Raw genomic sequence first — 20925 nt, forward strand, 5'->3', positions numbered from 1 at the left:
TCCTTACTCAAAACTATACGTTACTTTATTATATTTCTTACCACTATACGTATAGATTTCGAACGTGTTATTAGCGACGGCTAACTTATTTCTATAATCTGACATAGTGATATTAGAATCATCATTAACGATTAACTTCTTAAACTTAGGGCAATTTTTTAAACTAAAACTAGTATCGATGCCAGGTTTATATTTGAAACCGCCTAGATTTAATTCTTCTAGTTCACTACAGTTTTCGAATGTCATTAGCCCTATTTTAGTCGTAATAGGCGACGTTAATTTTTTTAAGTTGGAGCCATTAAAAGCATAATTGCCTATCGTATTTACACGGAAATAAGTATGAAGCGGCTTAATAGTCTTATCATTTTTATATTTATTAATAGGTATAGAGGTTTCTGTAAAATTGATTTGTACGTTATTAGTTGTAAAATCGATAATACCTTTCGTAATTTCTTCGTCGGTAAGGCCTACGCCCATCCCATTACTAATAGCTAATAACATAGCATCGCTATAAGGATGCCCTTTAATTTTCTTAATCTCGTCGGCAAAATCATATAGTTTACGATGAGACTGAACGCCTTTTTCTATAATAGCGTCGCCTATTCTTGTAATATGAGTCTCGAATTTCCTAAGTTCGGCTAATACTGATTCGACATGTTGTTCCGGCATAACTAAATACCTCCATTAATTTTCTTTAATTCGTCGATAATTAACTGGAAGTCGGTCTTAATAACGAATTTTGATATATCGGGGGCGGGGCCAGCTGGGCCTGGAGGACCTTCTGGGCCGCGTTCTCCAGCCGGGCCTTTTAATGCATTCAGTTGTTCCGGCGTAAACATATCGTAAGTAAATGGTTTACCATCGTCGCCTTTAGGACCTGGAGGACCGTCCTCACCCTTAGGTCCCGGAAGACCATCTGCACCACGAGGACCGGCTGGACCGATATCACCTTTAGAACCACGAGGACCTTCTGGACCAATAGGGCCTTGTTCGCCAGGATCGCCTTTAGGACCGGCCGGGCCTTTAAGACCTTCGAGTTGTGCTTCTGTAAACATATCGTAAGTAAATGGCTTACCGTCTTTACCTTGAGGACCTTGAGGACCGTCGTCTCCCTTTGGCCCTGGAGGACCGGCTTCACCACGAGGACCATCTGGACCAGGAGGACCTTCTGGACCACGTTCACCTGGAGGGCCTGTTAATTTAGATAATTGATCTTCAGTGAAATCATCGTAGGTAAACGGATCGCCTTTAGGACCGGGATCACCTTTAGGACCTTTCGGGCCGTTAGGCCCCTGTAACGCTTTAAGCTGTTCTTGTGTAAAATCGTCGTAAGTAAAAGCACGACCGACTGGACCGGGCGGACCATCGTCGCCCTTAGGGCCTTTGAGTGCTTCGAGCTGTTCTTCAGTGAAATCGTTATATGTAAATGGATCGCCTATCGGACCAGGATCGCCTTTCGGACCTATCGGGCCTTGAGGACCACGTAATAAGTTTAGTTGATCTGGAGTAAAATCTTCGTATTTAAAATCCTTACCGCGAGGACCTTGCGGGCCTCTATCACCTTGAGGTCCCTTTAATAGCTCTAACTGTTCTCTCGTAAAATCGTTATATGTAAACGGTTCCCCTTGCGGACCTTCTGGACCGGTTAAACCACGAGGACCAGCCGGACCTTGCGGCCCGACTTCGCCAGGATCGCCCTTATCACCTTTACGACCATCTTCACCACGTTCACCTTTAGGACCAGTAAGACGTGCTAACTGTTCTTCGGTAAAATCGTTATACGTAAAAGCATCGCCTCGAGGACCTTGAGGACCAGTATCACCCTTCGGACCTTTAGGACCTTTAAGTAAAGCTAATTGTTCGGTCGTAAATTTATCGTAAGTAAACGGCTCCCCTTGCGGACCTTGAGGACCACGTTCACCTTGCGATCCTTTAGGACCGGCTTCACCACGTTCACCACGGAAACCTTGTTCGCCACGTTCGCCAGGTTCACCTTTGTCGCCTTTAGGACCTTTAAGTCGTTCGAGTTGTTCCGGAGTGAAATCGTCGTAGGTAAACGCATCGCCTTGAGGACCTTGTTCGCCTGGATCACCTTTAAGACCAGGTAAGCCTTGTTCACCACGTTCGCCTTTTTCACCGGGAGTACCAGGATCGCCAGGATCACCTTTAGGGCCTGGAGGTCCAGCCGGTCCAGGAAGACCGTCTTTACCATCGATACCGTCCTTACCGGGATCGCCTTTCGGACCTTTCTTCATGCCGTACAATAAGACTTCGGTAGGCTTCGGACATTTTATCTCGATCGGGATAATTTCTATATTTTTACCCATATTAATCTCCTAGTGCATACTAACGTCGGGAACGAAAGTAACGGAACCCATAATGATCTTATGGGTAAACGTTGCCCCGACGATAAAAATATCGTAGCGACCTTGTCGTATAGTGCGAGGCATCGTTAAGCTAAGTGCAGAAGGTACCGATACGAAGATACAATTTTCTTGGATCGTACATTCTGCTTCGAAAAGAAGGTTATCGTTCTTATCACGGAACTTACATACGACAGTCGCATCTTTAAGATCGAAACCGCCCTTAATTTCGTAACCTCGAGCCCAGTCGGAGCCTAGATACAATGTTTCGTCTTTACGTTTAACTTGTTCCATTATCTAAACTCCTTATTGGAAACGACGTCGACAAATACATACATAGTTAGCAGTACCGGGCTTGAATAGTAAACCTCGGTAGTAGTCTACATTCCCAGAGCCAGTATGGTATTGTGTACCGACTTTAACCTTACGGCCTTCACGTTTACAGATTACACTTACGCCAAAAGCACCGCTTTCTATATGTATTGTGCTATTCCTATCATTGAGATCAAGGGTAGACTCAGCTACCGTTAATATCCAGTGGCATTCGTCTTCACGGAAGCCTTCTGGAATTGGTAGTAATTGGTTGTGAGCAATAGTACCGGAAGTAATTACCATATCGTCGTCGAATAAGAATGGTTTAAACGTATTAGTCTTATCCTTACCGTACCAGCCTGGACGATTATAGCAGCATAAATTAGCTTCTGCTGTTTGTTTAGCATTACCGATATCGAGATTTTCGCCGCTTGTACCGCCTACATCGATAGTATGCATTTTATTAGGGCCACCATCTAACTTAATAGATGATTGGTTACGCTTAAATGTAATATCGCCTTTCATCGTACCGCCGGCTAACGGTAAATATTTAGCTGTTTCGGTATTTACATACTCTTCAGTCGCTAATACTTTACCGCCACTAGCCGAATTGTACCATTTAGGCTTGTTTTGGCTGTGTAGCAATAGCTGAGAAGTAGCATTTTTATTAGCGGAATCTTCCGTTACTCCGATATCAAAATTGCCATTAGAAGCAATCCTAATTTTTGTATCATAAATACCAGTTCCATTGTTAAAGCCGATACTTGAATTATTAAGTGTTAAATTGCCTTGCATTGTATCGCCACTACGCTTAACGAAGTCGTTTTTTAACTTGAGATTAAGTTCTTCGCTAAGTTTAGCCGGCGTTACACATTTATCGCGTAACTTCGGAGTCGTAACGGAGCCGTCTGGATGGTCGATCGGACTAAGCTCTCTGTGTTTTTTAAGAGCATCGCTAGTATCGCCGATAGCTTTATCGATTTTATCCCAGTTATCGTTTCTGAGGTTTACGTCGTATTTTTCTGTTTCGGCCGGTTTAAGTAAGTTTATTTTATTTGTATATGTAGCCATTATTTAGGTAAAACCTCCTGGTTTAATGCAAAATGAGTAAATTGTGCGAGTTCTTTATGCGTATATCTGCTTAAATCGATGTGACGGTTATAGAGTAGTTCAACATCGTATATCAGATTCATCGGAATTAAATCTCTTAATAGCTTATTAACGGCATTACGTTGACGTTTAACGCCGAGAGCCACTTTAAAATGAACGTTATAGTTCTTATAATCTTCGATTATCTGATAGTTTCCTTTACCGCAAATACCGTCGAGAAGTTCTCTTAGCTTTATCTCGGTATAAGGACGTTGACCGGCAAGAGCTAATAAGATATTAAAGCGTCGGTCGTCGATCGTATCGTCGACTTCGGGGATAATATCGAGGAGAGATTCCCATTGTTCTAAGCCATGAGATTCAGCCGTCATAATAAACTGTTCCCTAAAAATCTCGACCATCGTGTTCCATAAAGCTTGCATTTCGATGCTCTCGACTCTGTATATTTCTTGCATCTCGGCGACGTTACCCGATACCGGAACGGCAAATTCGGATAAATCGATGATGCGTTTATAATTATCGAATACTGTCATAATGATTAACCTTTTATTAATGTAACAGTACCGAGTTTAGGTATTTGATTAGGCTGTAAGTCGAGGCGCTTAACTTTTTGGCCGTTAATTTTAATATCGCCTACATCGACTACTTTATCTAAATCGACGGCTAAGGAAGTTACGATAGAAGTTCTAACCGTTAAGTATTGATTCTCGTCTTGAGTCGTCCATTCTTTACGACGTGCTTTCAAACGTTCTTCGATACGCTTAGTAAGCTCTTCTTTAATTTCGTTAGGTTCATGACCGGCAGTCATTACGACCGGTATCTCGTAGTTAATAACGACTTCTTGTGCCGCTTCGACTGTAACGGTATGTCCGATCGGAGCTAAACCGTAGCCTTTACCTTTATTTGGAGTCGGATCGAAGACATTCTGTACTTCTTTAACCAATTCTTGGGACGGCTTATTAAATTCGTTATTAATTAATACGACTTTAACAGTACCGCCACCATTCCAGCATCGGTATATTTTAGATCCACCAGTGCCGGCAATCGTTAATACTTTTTCTTTATAATCGGCGCCGTTACCACCATAAGCTTTAGATTTTAACGCTCGGATATAGCGTTCCCTAAAAGCTTCCGTATCTTCTTCGTCTTGGCCCGGTACTAATACTTCTTTAATTTCAGCATTTTGTAACCCAGGTATTGTATTAATAGGTGTTATACGACCTATACAATAGTTACCTTTAGCTCCAGGAGTTTCGCATATTAATTTAAATTCGTTGTTAGATAAATCGATAACGTCTGTTACTCGGAAGTTAATATCCTCATAATTGAATCGAGTACCGATGTCGACTGCTTGGCTAAATTTACCTTTAACTTCGGCTGTCGTAGCTTCACGAGGGACAATATTAAATTCGATTGCACGTAACGCTAAGAAATCGCGATCGGCTGTCTTAGCATACGTTTGTTTAATAATAGCTCTTGCCATGATGTAAGCTTCGGCAAACTCAAACGCGGCCGGAGCTACACCATCATAAATCATAGAGCCTTCACGTTTATCGTATTTAGAGTTAACACGATATAGCATATCGGCTAATAGATTTTCGTATGTTTTATTTTCGTACATTAAACGTTAATCTCCTTACTGATATTGCTAATAACACCGTATATGGTGTCGCATGTAAATATACATAAGACTGAACCTTCGTTATTAGAAAATTCAAAGTCGTAGACATCGGTGATTCTATCGTCATGGAGTAAGGCTTCTTTAATACGTTGCTCGATAAGGGCATAAACATACGGTATAGCTTCGCCGATTAAATCTTCGAGTTCTATACCGTAGTCCCAGCTATAAATAAGATATTTATATCGTGGCGTATTAATGATTTTGTAAATTGCTTGCTTCATGGCTTCGATATCGTCACACATGTCGAGTAATTTGTAGTCGTCTTCGTATCGCACTCTAAACGTATAAGAAGGTTCTTTCCTAATTAGAGTCGGATCGAAAACGTCGTAGTTAGAATTAGATGGAGTAAGTGCCATTATTTAGTCGTACACCCCACATTCGGATTATATAAACGGTCTAAGGCAATATATCGTTGCCCGCCGGTTTCTTGAATTAATAGTACTTTATCGCCTACTTGCAACTGATTATGTACTAGATATTTCTTACGGCCCTTATATTCGTGGTTATGACTAGCAAATTCTGCGTAGCCACCACCACCGGACCTATTTTCTGTGATATGATCGACGGACATTTCCATAGTCCATTCACATGTGTTTTTCGTTAATACGATACGTTCTTCCGGGATCGGTAAATTAGCCCCTAACGAGATAACTAACGGGTTAACTTGTGTTACAGAGCCTATTAAAATACTTACCGGAACAGCACTATCTATCGTATTCGTAGCTATTTCTTTAAATAAATTAAGTATTTTATTATAATCGTTGTTCATTATTTAACACCCGTTCTTATGATTTTTACCGGAGCTACACCGTTACGGAATGCATAATTAACGTCGTTCCCTTGAATAACGTAACCACGACTAGTACTATTCCCGACGAAACCACCGTTACCGTCAGCAATAACGACGTGTTGATTATCGCCGTATACTAATATATCGCCAGCATTAGCTTGTCCAGTATATGCTTCAGAAACATAACCTTTAGCATTTAAACCGGTTTCCATATCATCGACATTATCGATCCCTTGATTATATAGATCGGCGCAATCTGCGTTATAGTAACTAGCACCGGCTAAAGCACGGTTAACACATCCATTAGAAGGATCGACCGGATAAGAAGTACCTTCGATAGCACTCATACCAGCTTGAACTTGTGAATTAGTTGCATTCGACGTTTTAGACGCGCTAGACGAAGACTTACTAGATTTATGCTTGTTCTTGTTATATTCTTCGATACGTTTTCTAACTTCAGCATCGCCATAATCTTTCGTTTCGATTTTAGGCTGTTGTTTGTCGAAGTAAATCAACTCTAAATCCATTCGGTGTTCATGATTTTTAAAGGTATGTTCGACTGCATTAACATATACTAATTCGTTTAACAACTGATCACCTAAATTAAAATTAACGTAGATGCCGCTACCAGGTCTTAACGATGTATCACCTAATACTCCTCTTAGTCGTAAGGTATGAGTTTTTTTAGATAAAGACTCTAACATCTTCTTCGCCTTATCGATAGCATTAACATCTTTCTCGTCTGGTTTATACACTTTTTGAAGTACGCCCCAGCGTTTAATGTTATCGTTACAGTATGCGCCGCCAGTACGCAACAATTCTTTCTTGTTCTTGCCTTTAACAGGCGCTTCACGTACTACTAATAATTGAGTATAGGTATTCTTATCGATCGACGATACATATTCGTAGTCTTCGACTTGAGTCTCGTCGATCAAGACTTCGGTTATCATATCGTCCATCTCTTTTATATATAGAAGGCCTTTATCGTCGTATACGACATAGATCGGTTTATGTTTCGTCTTATCGTTAACGGGAGATGCGATCGTCGACTTCATAAGAAGCGTCTGAATAATATCTTGTACCGTTTTATTATCGAATACATGATCGATCTTAACTTTCGTATCGACTATATCGCCGACCTTAATGCCGAAATCGTCACATAAGGCCTTAATACGTTCCGAAGCTGTTTTCGTATTATCGAATACATAGCATCCATACGATTTTAAATATCGAAGCTGGTCGTAACATAAGACTTCGATAAATCGTGACTTGCTACGACTCTTTTCAAATACATAGCCGACGAAGATAACTTCACCGTTAACGGCGAACGTAACTTGATTCCCTTCTTCGAAATCGAGTACTTCGTCCTTAAAGACTTTAAATTTAAGTTTAGCCGGAGCAAGATCGGGACTACGATCTAACGTAACCCCGTCTTGAGGATCGATAAGGAACTCTCCTTTATCGTTTTTTATAATTAACGAATAGTCGACTAATAAAGGAGCTGGCTTAACTGTTAATGTTTGAGTAGTCGCCGCCATTATTTAACTCCTTTACCGTTCTCGTATAACTGTAACGCTTGTTTACCGGCTAAATAACAAGGTACCGTTACTTTATTTAAAGCCGCTATCGCAAATAAATTATTAGTGTTACCTAACTCTTTCTTAATAACTCGTTGTAATGTCGATTTAATGCCGCCAGAAGGAGCTTCGACATTTTTATTAGGCGTCTTAGCAGATTCTCGAGTCTGTTCTGTTTTTTGTGTTTTAGTGCCGTCAGCATTTTCGGTCGTCGTTAATTTCTTAGTACCGTATGATTTCCATTCTTTTAATACGATATCTAAGTACACGTCAAAACCATGTTGCCAGGCTTCTTCTGTATTTAAATCTTCGATAGTTACTTTCGTATTTACCATACTCAACATAGTGCCATCTGGCTTCATACGTATCACGATGAAATTAACAGGTTGTTTAGCCTTCTTCATTTTCATGATCTCATCGATATAGTAGCTTGCCTTCTTGGATTTAAATAATAAAGATTGGTTAAATGGATAATTGCTATTCGGCAACAAGAGTCTAAACGAATAATTGGTGAGGCCCATATCCTTCGGGATATTAACTTCGCCAGTACTCAATAAATCGACTGTTTCGTTCTTATTAGAAAAAGCTATATTAAGTTGCTCTGGAGGGATCGGAATTTGAATATTGCCGATATAGAAATAATATTGACCTTTCATTAGATGACACCTCCAGTCGTAGGATTAGATTCGAGTGCTTGTTTTAGACCGGCTACGAAGTTGGTCGTGAATGCGCCGTGGTCTACGTCAGAATCGATATTATTATGGTTAACGACATTTAAATTAATTGTGCGGTTAGACCATTCTTTAACGGCATCTGTTAAGTAAGAACCATGAAGATTTTTAATTTCTTCGGCCGTCAACTCGATACCTTTAGCCATTTTATCGGTATTTTTAGCCGTTTTCTTAGAGTTTTTAGCAGTATCTTTAGCAGCATTCGCTACGGCATCACGTTTATTATTGTTGTCGATATCGCTTTCTTTACCGTTAGTCCAGCTACCGTTATCTTTAAAGATATTCCCGATACGTTCTGCACCGGATTGGCCTAAATTATAACCGTAAGTAGCTTCGTTCATCGTATCGGTATAATTCATCTTATAGTCGCTAAGAGGACCGCTAGTCGTTTCTACGTGGAAGTTACCGGCTACGACATGACCGACACCCGATAATAGATTTTTTAAGAAAGGTACTTTCGATAATACATCGATCATCGCATTAATACCTTGTACGGCATAATCGACGATATTATTCCATAAGTCACCGAATAAATTCTTAATAGCTTGTACTGGGTTTTTAAATACAGTCATTAAGAAATTAGCCCATGCAATAAACATGTTCCATACAAAAGCAATACCGTTATGAATAACGGAGAATAAGAAGCCGAATAAACCACCGATAATTCCGACTACGCTTACCGAAGTACCGGCCCAGTCATTATAAGCATCGACTACGAGATAAATAACGCCGATAATAGCCATAATAGCTAATGCTACCCAGGTCGCCGGACAAGCTAACATAGCAGTATTTAATTCCCATTGTGCAATAGTCGCCGCAATAGTCGAAGCTGTAGCTACGGCCCAGTTAGCGGCATATACGAGAGCAACGGTTGCTAAACCGAATAATACAGCTTTAACGATTTCACCGTTTTCTTGTAACCAACTAAATACTTGTTGACCGACTGTTAATATTTGTTTAAATGCATACGATATTTCGTTAGCTATATTAGTAATGATCGGAGCTAAGTATTGGATATTGTTTTCGATACTATCGATAAATTGTCTGAATTCTGGTGAATTAGCTAAATCGTTAATAACGTTAAATAATGGAGCAAAGGCATATTGAGCTACTGATTTAATATCTGTCGCCCAGTCTGCGAATGTATGAGGTAAGGAACGATAGGCTTCTTCAATTTCGGCCGCATTATCTGTCATAGCCTTCTTAATAATTTCGGCCGTAACCTTACCTTCAGAGGCTAATTTCTTTAATTCGCCACGAGAAACGCCCATAGTTTTAGCAATGATGTTTTCAATCATCGGAGCATTTTCGGCGATACTTCTAAATTCGTCACCTTGTAATGCACCAGAAGCTAAACCTTGTGTTAACTGGATCATAGCGTTCTTCTTATTAACGCCAGTAGTACCACCGATAGCCATTACTTTGTTAATCTTTTCGGCAAAATCGATAGCTTCTTTAGGATCGGGGAATGCGTCATGAGCCGATTGTGCTAACGTCGCTACTGTTTCGGCCATCGAAGCATATTCAGTACGGGAACGCCTTGCGGATTCATAAATTTGTTTATTTAACCCGACTACGTTGCCTTGCTCTCCGGCTACTAATTTTAATCGTGCTTGTATCGAAGCAAATTCTTGAGCGGCTTCGAATACTCCACTGATTGCATCGCCGACTTTAGCAATAGCTGCCGCCGCTATATTAGCCCCTAAAGAACCTAAGAAGATCGCTTTAAGGTTAGATAATGAACCATTTGCTTTATTGGCCGCATTACCAGTATTCGTAACTTGTTGTGCAAAACTCGACATGCCGGTCGAAGCATTACTAGCCGTTTGAGTTATATCTTTTAAGACAGGAGAAACACCGTTATTTAACTTAATCGTGTTAGATAGTATAGACATATTCTACTCCTGATTTATTTCGTTTTAATTCTTTAGAGATGTGGGCCCGCTCCTGTTCTCTCATCGCGATCGAAGCAAAAATAAAATTGCGTTCTTGATCATCCATAGAATTTAATTCGAGCGGACGTATATGTAAATCTTGGAGGGCCCTATGGTAGAGATATGCCTCGGGATTCTCCTCTATTAGTTTTTTAGTTCGTCGATATCGTTAGCTTTAACACCGGACATTACGTCTTGTAGCGCTTTAGTTAATACTTGAGTTTCGCCAGGGTATAACATAACGCTTAATAATTCGTTAACGGAAGTAACGCCGTAAGAGTCTTGTAGTTCGGCATCGTTTAAACGAGGGAATAATACGACTTCTTCGAGGAGTTCGGCATTAAGATTTTCTTCGTTAACAGTCGTTTCTTTCTTGCCGTTCTTAAGCGTAGTACGAGAATTGCGTTTCGTGATTTCTTCGACGCGTTTAGTGCTAATAGGATGTAGTACCCATTCGATCGGAGTACCGTCTTCGTTAGTGAAGCGTTCAGATACTACGACACGAAGATCGGGTAGAGTTTTTACATTAGATTTAAAGAAACCATTTAAGGACATAGTTTTAATATCTGCCATAGAGGGTTAATCTCCTTGTATAGAATAATAAGGAGCCATAAGGCCCCTTATCTAAGATTTACATATTATGAATTAGGCTTGCATACCGTCTAATTCTTTAAAGTTTTCTGGGATTTCAAGACCTTCGAATGTGAAGTCTACGTCTTGTTCGAGGTATTTACCGTCGGCATCGGCTAACGTAAGATTAAAGTTATCGATGTTAACACCTTTAACGATCACTGTACGATTGCCGGCTGCGGAATTAGAATCCTCGTTTGTAACTTGAAGATCGAAGTATACGTCTTTACCTTTATTCATGAAATCGAGCATAAGCTCTGTGAAGATCGGTGTATTATCGTATACAGTCATAGAGCCAGTACCTTTAGCACCGACAGATTTATTGCCTTTAGTGATGCGACCTAAAATAGCCACTTCTTCTTTAGTTTTATCGAGTTTAATCTCGATTTTTTTAGCGTTAAGCAACAAACGACGTTTACCGTTGATAGTCATGTAAGCACGAGCTTCGACTGCACGAATAACATCATTTGGTAGCATAGTTTGAACATTTGCCATTAATAATTAGCTCCTTATTTCACGTAGCAAGTAGCATACAATTTATCCATAGCGACTGTCGGGTTAATTTCGTAGTTAACGACTACGGAACCTTTTTCGTCGCCCTCTGTCGGGATTTGAACGTCTTTAGATTCAAATTCCTTAATTGCACGTACTTTAGCATAATCTTCGAATAATTTAACGATATCGTTCCATAAAGCAATACGACCGTCTTTATCGTTAGGAGTTTTACCTAAGTAGTAGTTGTTAAATAAGCGAGCTACATCGTATGCGGAATTATCGAGGACTCTAATAACTTGATTTAATGCGAAGTCTTTAGTGCGTTCTTTAGAGAATTTAGTAAATGTATTTACATCTGATAATAGACGAGTGTTGCCTTTAACGTTACCGGAAGCAGAATCGGCTACATTATGGAATACGATTTGGCCGCCTTTAATAAATTGTTCTAATTCGTATTGTTTATACTGTACGTTAAAATCATATTCACCATCATATACATGGTTAGTAAGGGATCTATTAATAGGACAAGATGCTTCGGCCCCAGTTAACCAGTAGACACCAGAACCAGGTTCAGCTGCGTGATCATTAACTTTATTAGCTAAGGAAATAACGCCTTCGTAATTAGCTTTAGTGTTGTTATAAAGACATACTTGGAATTTTTGGCCTGTCGTTTCACGAGTACGTTTAGCGAATGCGATAAATAAGTTTTGAATCGTTTGATCTGTGCCGGCATAACCTAATACGTTGAAGTAGAACGGCTCGATCAATTCGATATATTTCTGATAGTCGGATGCTTGTACTTGAGTACCGTTAGTACCGCCATTTAAATAAGTAGCTGCTTGAGCTGTGAATGCGGACATTTCGTTAAACGTAACGAATGCATTGTTAACTAGCTCTTTAGGAGTAGCTAAACCAGTTTGTTCGTCGACTTTCTTAACGACGCCGTCAGTTTTCAAATAAGTCGTTACTGTGTATTTAGATGCGTCGTTAATATCGGCCGCTACTGCGACAGCAATATCGTTACCACGTACACCGCCACATGTAGCCGTAGCGATAGTAGATTGTGCTTTAACTGCATCGGAATTTAAACGATATAAGTATAATGTTTTAGTATTGATGAATAAGTCACGTAGACCTTTCATTTTTTCATGTGCATAGTCGTAACCGAAGATACGAAGGGAATCCTTTTGGAATTCTTCTTGTTCGATACGTACAATTTTGCCTGTTTCGCCCCAATCTAAGGAAAGTGCCATAGTCGCATAACCGCGATCTACGATTTCTGCGAATGGTTTTAATTTGGAGACGAAGTTGATATATGCGCCTGGCAATGTTTTATTTTGAAATAGCCAGTAACCGCCACCTAATGCCATTGAGTAGTTCTCCTTTTATTTAAAATAATTAATCGTTAAAAATTTCAACGATCGGTTTATTGAGAGTATCTTGTAGTAAAGCTTCGACCTCTTCGATGCTGTATTCGCGATCTTCGATGACAGCGGCAATTAAGTCGGCGTATTGTTTAAAACGTTCAGAAGCAATAATCACTTCTGGAGTAAAAGTAGGAACTGGAGCAGCAGTTTCTTCTACTAAAATATTAGTATCTACTACTTCTTCAGTTTGTTTCTTTCTTGGCATTATCTGTTACCTCTTGATGTTGTTTTAAATTAAGCATAGGATCTCTTTTAATAGTTTTTAATATGTGATACTCATAAGAGACTTTAAAATGTAAGATGCCGTCCGTTACCCTGTGACTCATATCGATGCCGTTGAGTAGTGATCCATCGGAGAGGGTTATGTATTCTAAGTCGAAATATAAGCTTTCCGTGATCGGATTAATCTGTACTTTCTGCTCTTCGATATAGTCGTCGTCAGATATAAAGAACATAATATCGAAGTCATTTCTGCGTTCATAACGAATGTCTAGTAAATGCTTCTGTTCTGTATTAAGCGTTTCTATAACGAAACAAGGAAATTGTGCATCTGATTTAATCTCGTCGATGTATATAGGATATTTAAAACTGTTAAATAATGATTTAGCTATGCCGTCAATAATTTCGTTGATATAGTTCATTATTTGCTCCACGTTGATAAGTAGTCGTCGAGCGCGTTCTTCATAATCTTATCTGAAGCTCTTCTCGTAGCCGCTTCTGCCTTCTCTTGCATGTGTAAGCCCTTAACAAACGACTTGGTAAGACGTTTACCTAGTACGGGTATAAAACGTCCTGGTTTTTGTCTATGGCCGTCGTTTACATACGATGCATAGGAAGCCGTATTTTGTACCTTAACAGTCGTATCGTTAATACGTTCTGCTTCCCAGGATCGTCTCATGTGTTCCGATTCGGAACGGTATTTACCGTCCGGTGATATTTGTAGTTGACCGACTGGTGTATTCGCTATAGCTTCGGCTAAATAATGTTGTGCTAAGTTGTCGGTGATTTCTTCGTTAAGAGAAGATATATTATTCTGAAGCTCTTGCGTCTTCTTTAATAAATCTTCGAAACCCGAGAGGTCGACTGTAACGTTAGCCATTATGTTTACTCTTAAGCGTTAATTGGATCTCCTGGTGAGTATCGTATAACGCTACTTGTGAGGAAGCTGTATAAGCGAAGTGTCGGCCATTACGTATCACTTCGATATCGGTACCTGGCTTAATCTCGAGATCGGGCGAAATGAATAAGACTACTATTTGAGAAGAAGATGGTAGCTTATTGATAATGTCGTTAGATTGAAGAGTTTTGAATGAAACTCGACAAGGGTAACTGATTGCTTCGAGTTCGCCGTTCTTAATTATGCCAGTAAGAGGATCTTGTATGGCTTTCTTCTGTTCAGTAAGGATACATGTATCTGTATAAAGACGCTCGATATGTTGACGAGCTACCATTTTAATTTTCGATAACATGTTATTTCTGTACCTTCTAAAGATAACCATTTAGATGTAAGAGCTGTTAAATTTGATAAGGTATTATCGCCGCCGAACTCAATCTCCGTATCGCCCTCTTTTAATCTGGTGATTGGTTGGAGATCTGCTTCTTTAAGAATCGTGTCTTTATGGTGGTCGATAAACCTTGCGGCTACTCTTTTATCGAGCAGTCCAGATAGTTCGGAAGGCAACTCTTCGTCGTTTAATATATTGAGAAGATATTGCCTTTCCGCATCATAGATATATTGAAGAACAGAGTCATATTCTGGCGTCACGTTAAAATGTGTCGTGAAGCGAATAAGTTCTTTGATGTTATCCATGATTATTTAACCTATATTATTTTTTGAATGTTGCTTTAACTACTTTAGATTCATTAGTAAGAGCTACTGCATAGTGTTTATTAGCTACGATATTAGTAACGCCTTCCAATTCTTTATAAGCTGTAACTAATTGAATATCGCGTTTCAATACGACTGTAACTGCTGGAAGTGCTGGAGTACCGTCTTCGATTTCTGGAGTCAAGCATACGATGAAGTTATCGATAGTAGCACCAGTATCGTTAATACGACGAGATACGACTACACGACAGCCAGCGACCATACCGATTTCACCAGATACCATTACGTCGTTACCGTATTTATTGCGATCGATGAAGTCTGGATCTAAACGAAGAGTCGTTACTTGAGAAGGAGCTACGAAAAGAACTTTTTCAGTGTTACTTTCTTCAGCTAATTTATCGACTGCATTTACTACGCCTTTATAAGAAATAGGTTTAGCATCGGTAGAAGTTAATGTAGCTGTACCGAGAGCTGTTAATACGTCTTGATCCAATTTGTCGGCGATAGACATTACGATTTGATGAGTAGCTTCGCCTACAGGATCGCCATAACCGGAAAGAACTGCTTCGTCAGAAAGCGCGATAGCTTTAACGGCTTTTTTAACTGCCGCTTTTTTAGTAGATGCTGTCATAACAGATGCTGTAGCAGAAACTGCTTCGCCTACTTCTTCAGCTGCGCCAGTGTAATTCCAGGAAGGGATAGTAATTTCGGAACCAGGTACGCCTACGAGAGTCGTATCGATTTTTGCGAACGGAGTAAATTTAAGTGCTTTAGGCAAGCCAGCAGATACCATATCTGCCATAACTTGAGGATTAATAATATTTGCTAGTTTTGTTTCGTTAGCCATTGTAAGATGTTCTCCTTATGAATGAGATAATTCGTTATAAAGGTCTGGATCTTGCTCTTGAAGAGCTACGCGATCCTTGTAAGATAATTTATTAAATTGTTCCTTAGTTAAACCGTTGTCGGTTTTAGGTGTTGCTTCCCCTGGAATAACGCCTTTAATAGAATCTTGTTTAAATAAATAAGGATCGGATTCTTTTAAAGATTTAATTTGTTCTTGAATACCGGTGATAGTTTCGTTATCGTAAGTGATCTTAGAGCGATCTAATAAGCCTGTTAATATTGTTGTATTCATGGCGCCGGCTTCTAATACTTCTCTTGCGATTGCCGTATCGATTTTCATAGTCTTGATACTTTCGAGATAATCGCTTTCTCTTCGTTGTGCGGCGTCTTGAAGATCTTTAATTTGTTGTTGTAATGCTTCGTTCGCTTCGTTAGCTTTAGATAACGTGTTAATATCGTTTGTTAAGTTTTCAATTTCTTGCTTAGCTTGCTTATATGCATCGTTTTTTTCGTTAAATTGTGATTTAGATACATAGTTTTTACCGTAGTCTTCGATGATTGCTGTAACTTGATCTTCGGTAAGGTTAAGTGCTAATAGTTGTTCTTTAGTCATAGGGGGAAAGCTCCTTAAATTAATACGTTTCGTTTGATTCTCGTGAGTCACATCTCACATTTGATTAATTGTTATTGCTTGTTCTTTATCGTCTTCAAACAAGAAAAAGACAATATAATAAGAGTGGCGCCGGTTATCTTAAATAATCGGACTTCCACTCTTCGTAAGTCATATCGGGTATGTACTTTGTCTTCTGATCTGGCCTGGATGCTCGTGAGTTAAGCGGTACGTTCGGTATCATCGTCGATCGACAATATGGATGAAACGGAGGCGCCGTTATTCCGGGTTTAAAATCGGATAACGGTACGACGTATTTATCGAGTCGCCTGCATATAGACGATGTATGCGTATCGAGCGTCGCTAAGATCTGATATTCTTTTACGTTTAACTCCTTAAAGGAATCGTGTAACGCTAATTCTTGAACGTATGCTGTTTCTGTTTCGACTAAGCGTCGTACATTAGATATTTGTGTATTAAATGATTGTGATATACGTTCTGTCGTGCGTTCCGATGATTCTTGTGCTATAAAGGAACGTGTTATCTCTTGACGTAGCTTATTAATAAGGACGTCTTTTTGTTGCCATATACGATCGGAGAAATTACTTTCATTCCACGGTTGTCGTATAGTAGCTAATATCTGTTTCTTAGGTACTTGTCTAAAAGTTTGATATTTACCTAATAATGATTGTGTTATATATGCTGATTGATAATAATTAGATTCATATTGTTTAGAAAGGAAATCTGTTAAATGAGCATTAGTGTCGGCGGCCATCTCTTCGGCAAACTGTTGCGTATGTATCCAAAGTGCTTCAATACGAGAGAGTCGTGACCTTAACGATGCATTTTCGAGCAGCTTAATTTGTTTAGGTGATAAATCTTTTTGTTGTGCCAGCTTTACATATTGTTTTAACGTTAATTTAAACGCCTTTAATTCTCTTGCCGTTAATTGTTTTTTGGCTTCTTGTAGTGTTATGCCGTTAGTATCGGCATATTTCTGATAGAACGACTGTATCTGTGATACTTGTTTTTCGAGAGCATACTCGGTTATCGACGTAAGATCGTTAAATTGCTTTTGCGCATCGAGTAAGCCATCTTCTTTTTGTCGGATAAAACGATCTTCCCAATACATAGTTAGTTACCTTCGTACGTATAATCTTGATTAAGTACTTCTTTTCGTTCCTTTTTAATTTGTTCGAGCTCCTCGTCGACGTTAATTGTAAACGGATGATTAGCGACTAACGTTCTTTCGGAGAGGATGCCGACAGAATTCTTAATAGCTTCGATAGTATCTGTTTGATTAATAGGTAAATCTCTATTGAATATAAATTTAATAGAATCTATTAAAGGTAAATTATTAAGGGATCGATAAGCATTAATAAACTCTACGAGATTATGTAACGAAGCCTGGAATTCGGCTTCCATTTCGTTAGCATCTAAATCGATATCGGAATACATCGAGTTAATATTCATCTGATTAGGGTTATTACGCATGCGATCGTCTTTAGCATCGAAGCCTCGACCATTCGTGATGATAGCTCGTTCTAATTCTTTAATAATTGTCGTGTAGTTAGTCGCATCGACATTAACGTTTAATGCTTCGACGTCGCCTTGTACTTCCGGAGTCGAAGAGATTTTAATAACGCCGTGTTTAGCTAAGTTATGTCGGAATTCTTCGAGATTAGTACCGTCGTACCCTTTAAGTACAAGAATCGTATTATGTACGTCTTGAGACATTACGTTAGCGAAGTTAGATAACATTTGATTAAGAGCATCTTGAAGTGTTTTAATGCGGTCGATTAAGAATGTCTCGTCGGAATTAGGCTTAAACCAGATCAACGGAACTGATTTCCAGTTATACGAGATATCGTTCTTCTGAATATATGACGTATTGTATTTAGTCGTATCGGGATATATAGAGCCGTTAGTGTACGTGTAATAATGTACGCCTTCGGGTAAGTAGTATTCGACGTGTGTTTCGGTCGTCGTTAGATTTGTGTTTTGATATACCTCGACGTCGTAGAAGTAAATAAATGCATCGAGTTGTTTATGCTCGTCATCATGCCAGAACGGGATAACGTTTTCCGGCTTAAAACGCTTAAAGGATAATTTGCCTTTATCATTGATATATGGATGCAGATAACCGATAGAGCACTGATATACGTCTTTACCTAATTCTTTAAGTAGATTCTGGAAGCTTGGATTAAAGTACTCAGTTAAATCAATATCGTCGTTAGTTTGAGTATCGATCGGTTTAGATAATAGATAATTTGTTTTCTGGTCGACTAAGTCGTCGAATAAGTTATTAATGATCTTATTATTCGGGATAATGCCAGAAGCATCTTCCATCTTATTCTTCTGTGTGTAGATAAGATGCTTAGGTTCATTCTGCTTCCCGAGATAATAGTTTCGAGAAAGGATCATTTTGCGTCGTTTAGAGGAGAATAGAAACTTTTCGAGTTCGGCTTTAACGAATTCTTGTTCCGATATGCCTCGATTCTGACGTATAATGTCGATCCATTGTTCGGTAGTATTCATTGGATATCCTTTATTAATCAAAAGAGAATATAGGAGTTTGTGTATTAATCTTTTCGGCGACGCCTGTTAGTGCATCGGGAGCATCGTCGTGTAGGTTTTTGCCTTCACGTTGATATGAAGTTATTGCTTTATAAAATTCTGGATATTTGTTATGCCAGTTGTACGGGAAGTATATATGTTCCATTACCCAGGTAGCATTTGAAAGAATTCTAGATTGTTTATTCTTAGACTGATGGAATGGTCTTATTACTGTGTGGTTAGTGTTATAAGAATCTGTTAAATAATGATATATTTGTCGAGAGAACCCTCGGCCGCCGTTATTCGATTCGATGTACGCTTCGTTAACCTTATAATCGAACAAATGTTTTGCTACGAGTGGTTCTGTAACTTCCATCGGATCGTTGGTATATATCACGTCGAGTATATAGGCTTCTTTTTGATAAATGCCGTATATAATCGAACATAAATAATCGGTACCCGTATCGGCCGTATCTGTGTAAGACTGTATCTTCTCGAATTGAGGAGGCTTATCGTAAGTCTTAAACGACGAGTAAAGCTGTCCTTTAAGGTCGATCGGTTCTTGTTGGTAGTTGGCATAAAAGATATCGGGAGATATTAATTTCTTTTTCTCCTCGTATGACTCTCTGGAAAGTACTTCGTCGCATAACATCGTACCGTCGTCTTGGAGTGCTTTAAGCGATACGACCTCGGCATCGTCCTGGAAGTGATTAATAATACGACCAGCTAAATCGTCGGAAGCCCAACGAGTCATAATAATAATGATTTTGCCGCCTTCCTCTAAACGAGATAGCATCGTGTTAGTAAACCATTCAAAATGAGCTTGTTTAGTAAGTTGGTTATTTGCCTCGAGGGCATTCTTAATAACGTCGTCTATAATCATTAAGGAACACCCGAAACCGGTTGCCGTACCCGAAGGAGATGTAGCTAAATAAGATGAATACTGTCCTTCGAGGGACCACATATTCATGGCCGCATCACCTTGTTTAATCTTTACGTCGGGAAATACGTCGGAATAAACTGGAACGTAGGGATCGGCTTTTTGTGTTTGAATAGCATTTCGTACCGATTTAGCGAATTGTGTCGATAAGGTTTCGTTATAGGAACCCGTCATTATCTTTTGTGTTGGATCTTTACCGAGATACCATTCGACAAATAATGTACCTGTACGTGATTTACCTGTACGAGGTGGCATTGATACTACTAATACTTTTTTAGAGGAGTTGAATACGAAGTCTTGAAGAATACCTGTTAAGTGAATAAGATATTGGCGCGATCTTTTATAGAAATCTGGAGCCATTAACTCACAATAATCGAAGAAGTCACGTCGAGCTAATTCTAGTTTTGCTTCGTACTGAATTCGTCGTTTTAACTCTGGCGTCATTCTCATTTGGCTTGCTTTAGAAATTCGTCTCACCTCCTTTTAGTGTTCGTATGCGTTCGTAAATGTTAAAAATCACATAGGGAAAGTTAATCGGGTTCATTCTCAATTAGAGATCTGAGCTCTTCTGTCGTTAATGATTGGACCGGATTATTAATCGTAGTGTCCATCTTGATACGTTGTTCATAAGCTGCATCCATTTTATTGAGGATATCGAGTGCTTTAAGTTTGTCGTTATATCTGACATCGTCGCTATATATCCATTGAGTAAGTAAATTACGACGTTCTTCTATTGTTGCTACCCTATGGTCAGCAGTTTGTTTAAATCGTTGTTGTAATTCGGCTATATAAGCCTTGCAAGCGGGTTTGTTGAGGTTCTCTAGGCCCATGCTATTTACGACCGATGGACTGGATTTTGAATAACCAGCTTTAATAACGGCTTCATTAATAACATTGCCATTAGAAACATACTCTTCACAAAACCTGGCTTGTTTAAAAGTGAGCGTATACCCATCTACAACGATTCTTCCTTTGGAGTCTTGCGTTATAGCAATGAGTCTCACCTCTTTTCGTTGTATATATTAATTCGAATATATGTTCTGTTTTAAGGATAAAAAAAGTACCCTCTTGTTAGGAGGGTATCTTTTTTCTTAGTAA

24 protein-coding genes are annotated in these 20925 nt (G+C 39.2%); all 24 read right to left on the reverse strand.

Annotated elements, in window-relative coordinates; genetic code table 11:
* Positions 1 to 3 precede the first annotated feature (3 nt).
* A complete protein-coding gene (locus VRHSUH09_RS06515; RefSeq protein ID WP_054747065.1) occupies positions 4 to 669 on the reverse strand; it encodes a leucine-rich repeat protein in 666 nt (221 codons plus the stop codon).
* 2 nt (positions 670 to 671) lie between these two features.
* Positions 672 to 2327, reverse strand: a complete 1656-nt coding sequence (locus VRHSUH09_RS06520; protein ID WP_105081722.1) for a collagen-like domain-containing protein — start codon at positions 2325 to 2327, stop codon at positions 672 to 674.
* Positions 2328 to 2336: 9 nt separating this feature from the next.
* The gene (locus VRHSUH09_RS06525; protein WP_105081723.1) at positions 2337 to 2657 is read right to left on the reverse strand and encodes a hypothetical protein; all 321 of its coding nucleotides are present in this window, start codon (positions 2655 to 2657) and stop codon (positions 2337 to 2339) included.
* Between the two features lie 12 nt (positions 2658 to 2669).
* On the reverse strand, positions 2670 to 3746 hold the full coding sequence (locus VRHSUH09_RS06530) for a hypothetical protein (protein ID WP_054747070.1): 1077 nt from the start codon (positions 3744 to 3746) through the stop codon (positions 2670 to 2672).
* A complete protein-coding gene (locus VRHSUH09_RS06535; RefSeq protein ID WP_054747073.1) occupies positions 3746 to 4315 on the reverse strand; it encodes a putative phage tail protein in 570 nt (189 codons plus the stop codon). Before VRHSUH09_RS06535 ends, VRHSUH09_RS06530 begins: the two co-directional genes overlap by 1 nt.
* A 5-nt stretch (positions 4316 to 4320) precedes the next feature.
* Positions 4321 to 5403: a baseplate J/gp47 family protein gene (locus VRHSUH09_RS06540; RefSeq protein WP_105081724.1), complete on the reverse strand. Its 1083-nt coding sequence runs from the start codon at positions 5401 to 5403 to the stop codon at positions 4321 to 4323.
* Positions 5403 to 5738, reverse strand: a complete 336-nt coding sequence (locus tag VRHSUH09_RS06545) for a DUF2634 domain-containing protein (RefSeq protein ID WP_245876001.1) — start codon at positions 5736 to 5738, stop codon at positions 5403 to 5405. The genes VRHSUH09_RS06540 and VRHSUH09_RS06545 overlap by 1 nt, the downstream gene beginning before the upstream one ends.
* A gap of 80 nt (positions 5739 to 5818) precedes the next feature.
* Entirely contained in the window at positions 5819 to 6232 is a 414-nt protein-coding gene (locus VRHSUH09_RS06550; RefSeq protein ID WP_105081725.1) for a DUF2577 domain-containing protein, read from the reverse strand.
* A complete protein-coding gene (locus tag VRHSUH09_RS06555) occupies positions 6232 to 7791 on the reverse strand; it encodes an XkdQ/YqbQ family protein (RefSeq protein ID WP_105081726.1) in 1560 nt (519 codons plus the stop codon). The genes VRHSUH09_RS06550 and VRHSUH09_RS06555 overlap by 1 nt, the downstream gene beginning before the upstream one ends.
* Positions 7791 to 8486, reverse strand: a complete 696-nt coding sequence (locus VRHSUH09_RS06560; RefSeq protein ID WP_054747088.1) for a hypothetical protein — start codon at positions 8484 to 8486, stop codon at positions 7791 to 7793. The genes VRHSUH09_RS06555 and VRHSUH09_RS06560 overlap by 1 nt, the downstream gene beginning before the upstream one ends.
* Positions 8486 to 10456, reverse strand: coding sequence for a tape measure protein (locus tag VRHSUH09_RS06565; RefSeq protein ID WP_105081727.1), 1971 nt, complete (start codon positions 10454 to 10456; stop codon positions 8486 to 8488). Before VRHSUH09_RS06565 ends, VRHSUH09_RS06560 begins: the two co-directional genes overlap by 1 nt.
* A 183-nt stretch (positions 10457 to 10639) precedes the next feature.
* Positions 10640 to 11068, reverse strand: a complete 429-nt coding sequence (locus VRHSUH09_RS06570; protein WP_054747092.1) for a phage tail assembly chaperone — start codon at positions 11066 to 11068, stop codon at positions 10640 to 10642.
* 72 nt (positions 11069 to 11140) lie between these two features.
* Positions 11141 to 11620 carry a phage tail tube protein gene (locus VRHSUH09_RS06575; RefSeq protein WP_167386483.1) on the reverse strand — a complete coding sequence of 160 codons (480 nt, stop codon included), beginning with the start codon at positions 11618 to 11620 and terminating at the stop codon, positions 11141 to 11143.
* 14 nt (positions 11621 to 11634) lie between these two features.
* Positions 11635 to 12990: a phage tail sheath C-terminal domain-containing protein gene (locus VRHSUH09_RS06580; RefSeq protein WP_105081728.1), complete on the reverse strand. Its 1356-nt coding sequence runs from the start codon at positions 12988 to 12990 to the stop codon at positions 11635 to 11637.
* A gap of 28 nt (positions 12991 to 13018) precedes the next feature.
* Positions 13019 to 13252, reverse strand: coding sequence for a hypothetical protein (locus VRHSUH09_RS06585; RefSeq protein WP_054747096.1), 234 nt, complete (start codon positions 13250 to 13252; stop codon positions 13019 to 13021).
* A complete protein-coding gene (locus tag VRHSUH09_RS06590) occupies positions 13230 to 13688 on the reverse strand; it encodes a phage tail terminator family protein (RefSeq protein ID WP_054747098.1) in 459 nt (152 codons plus the stop codon). Before VRHSUH09_RS06590 ends, VRHSUH09_RS06585 begins: the two co-directional genes overlap by 23 nt.
* The gene (locus tag VRHSUH09_RS06595) at positions 13688 to 14146 is read right to left on the reverse strand and encodes an HK97 gp10 family phage protein (protein WP_054747100.1); all 459 of its coding nucleotides are present in this window, start codon (positions 14144 to 14146) and stop codon (positions 13688 to 13690) included. Before VRHSUH09_RS06595 ends, VRHSUH09_RS06590 begins: the two co-directional genes overlap by 1 nt.
* Before the next feature lie 345 nt (positions 14147 to 14491).
* A complete protein-coding gene (locus VRHSUH09_RS06605; protein WP_054747104.1) occupies positions 14492 to 14857 on the reverse strand; it encodes a hypothetical protein in 366 nt (121 codons plus the stop codon).
* 16 nt (positions 14858 to 14873) lie between these two features.
* Positions 14874 to 15722 carry a N4-gp56 family major capsid protein gene (locus VRHSUH09_RS06610; protein ID WP_054747107.1) on the reverse strand — a complete coding sequence of 283 codons (849 nt, stop codon included), beginning with the start codon at positions 15720 to 15722 and terminating at the stop codon, positions 14874 to 14876.
* Positions 15723 to 15737: 15 nt separating this feature from the next.
* Positions 15738 to 16334: a phage scaffolding protein gene (locus tag VRHSUH09_RS06615; RefSeq protein WP_105081729.1), complete on the reverse strand. Its 597-nt coding sequence runs from the start codon at positions 16332 to 16334 to the stop codon at positions 15738 to 15740.
* Positions 16335 to 16467: 133 nt separating this feature from the next.
* On the reverse strand, positions 16468 to 17463 hold the full coding sequence (locus VRHSUH09_RS06620) for a minor capsid protein (RefSeq protein WP_054747111.1): 996 nt from the start codon (positions 17461 to 17463) through the stop codon (positions 16468 to 16470).
* A gap of 2 nt (positions 17464 to 17465) precedes the next feature.
* On the reverse strand, positions 17466 to 18869 hold the full coding sequence (locus tag VRHSUH09_RS06625; protein WP_105081730.1) for a phage portal protein: 1404 nt from the start codon (positions 18867 to 18869) through the stop codon (positions 17466 to 17468).
* A gap of 13 nt (positions 18870 to 18882) precedes the next feature.
* Positions 18883 to 20304 carry a phage terminase large subunit gene (gene terL, locus VRHSUH09_RS06630; RefSeq protein WP_245876002.1) on the reverse strand — a complete coding sequence of 474 codons (1422 nt, stop codon included), beginning with the start codon at positions 20302 to 20304 and terminating at the stop codon, positions 18883 to 18885.
* Between the two features lie 53 nt (positions 20305 to 20357).
* A complete protein-coding gene (locus VRHSUH09_RS06635) occupies positions 20358 to 20831 on the reverse strand; it encodes a terminase small subunit (RefSeq protein WP_054747117.1) in 474 nt (157 codons plus the stop codon).
* Between the last annotated feature and the right edge of the window lie 94 nt (positions 20832 to 20925).

It is taken from the genome of Veillonella rogosae JCM 15642 (genome assembly GCF_002959775.1).
GTDB lineage: Bacteria > Bacillota > Negativicutes > Veillonellales > Veillonellaceae > Veillonella > Veillonella rogosae.

Coding starts and splice junctions, on each gene's coding strand:
- VRHSUH09_RS06515 (WP_054747065.1), bottom strand. CDS start 669: ATGCCGGAACAACATGTCGAATCAGTATTAGCCGAACTTAGGAAATTC.
- VRHSUH09_RS06520 (WP_105081722.1), bottom strand. CDS start 2,327: ATGGGTAAAAATATAGAAATTATCCCGATCGAGATAAAATGTCCGAAG.
- VRHSUH09_RS06525 (WP_105081723.1), bottom strand. CDS start 2,657: ATGGAACAAGTTAAACGTAAAGACGAAACATTGTATCTAGGCTCCGAC.
- VRHSUH09_RS06530 (WP_054747070.1), bottom strand. CDS start 3,746: ATGGCTACATATACAAATAAAATAAACTTACTTAAACCGGCCGAAACA.
- VRHSUH09_RS06535 (WP_054747073.1), bottom strand. CDS start 4,315: ATGACAGTATTCGATAATTATAAACGCATCATCGATTTATCCGAATTT.
- VRHSUH09_RS06540 (WP_105081724.1), bottom strand. CDS start 5,403: ATGTACGAAAATAAAACATACGAAAATCTATTAGCCGATATGCTATAT.
- VRHSUH09_RS06550 (WP_105081725.1), bottom strand. CDS start 6,232: ATGAACAACGATTATAATAAAATACTTAATTTATTTAAAGAAATAGCT.
- VRHSUH09_RS06555 (WP_105081726.1), bottom strand. CDS start 7,791: ATGGCGGCGACTACTCAAACATTAACAGTTAAGCCAGCTCCTTTATTA.
- VRHSUH09_RS06560 (WP_054747088.1), bottom strand. CDS start 8,486: ATGAAAGGTCAATATTATTTCTATATCGGCAATATTCAAATTCCGATC.
- VRHSUH09_RS06565 (WP_105081727.1), bottom strand. CDS start 10,456: ATGTCTATACTATCTAACACGATTAAGTTAAATAACGGTGTTTCTCCT.
- VRHSUH09_RS06570 (WP_054747092.1), bottom strand. CDS start 11,068: ATGGCAGATATTAAAACTATGTCCTTAAATGGTTTCTTTAAATCTAAT.
- VRHSUH09_RS06575 (WP_167386483.1), bottom strand. CDS start 11,620: ATGGCAAATGTTCAAACTATGCTACCAAATGATGTTATTCGTGCAGTC.
- VRHSUH09_RS06580 (WP_105081728.1), bottom strand. CDS start 12,990: ATGGCATTAGGTGGCGGTTACTGGCTATTTCAAAATAAAACATTGCCA.
- VRHSUH09_RS06585 (WP_054747096.1), bottom strand. CDS start 13,252: ATGCCAAGAAAGAAACAAACTGAAGAAGTAGTAGATACTAATATTTTA.
- VRHSUH09_RS06590 (WP_054747098.1), bottom strand. CDS start 13,688: ATGAACTATATCAACGAAATTATTGACGGCATAGCTAAATCATTATTT.
- VRHSUH09_RS06595 (WP_054747100.1), bottom strand. CDS start 14,146: ATGGCTAACGTTACAGTCGACCTCTCGGGTTTCGAAGATTTATTAAAG.
- VRHSUH09_RS06605 (WP_054747104.1), bottom strand. CDS start 14,857: ATGGATAACATCAAAGAACTTATTCGCTTCACGACACATTTTAACGTG.
- VRHSUH09_RS06610 (WP_054747107.1), bottom strand. CDS start 15,722: ATGGCTAACGAAACAAAACTAGCAAATATTATTAATCCTCAAGTTATG.
- VRHSUH09_RS06615 (WP_105081729.1), bottom strand. CDS start 16,334: ATGACTAAAGAACAACTATTAGCACTTAACCTTACCGAAGATCAAGTT.
- VRHSUH09_RS06620 (WP_054747111.1), bottom strand. CDS start 17,463: ATGTATTGGGAAGATCGTTTTATCCGACAAAAAGAAGATGGCTTACTC.
- VRHSUH09_RS06625 (WP_105081730.1), bottom strand. CDS start 18,869: ATGAATACTACCGAACAATGGATCGACATTATACGTCAGAATCGAGGC.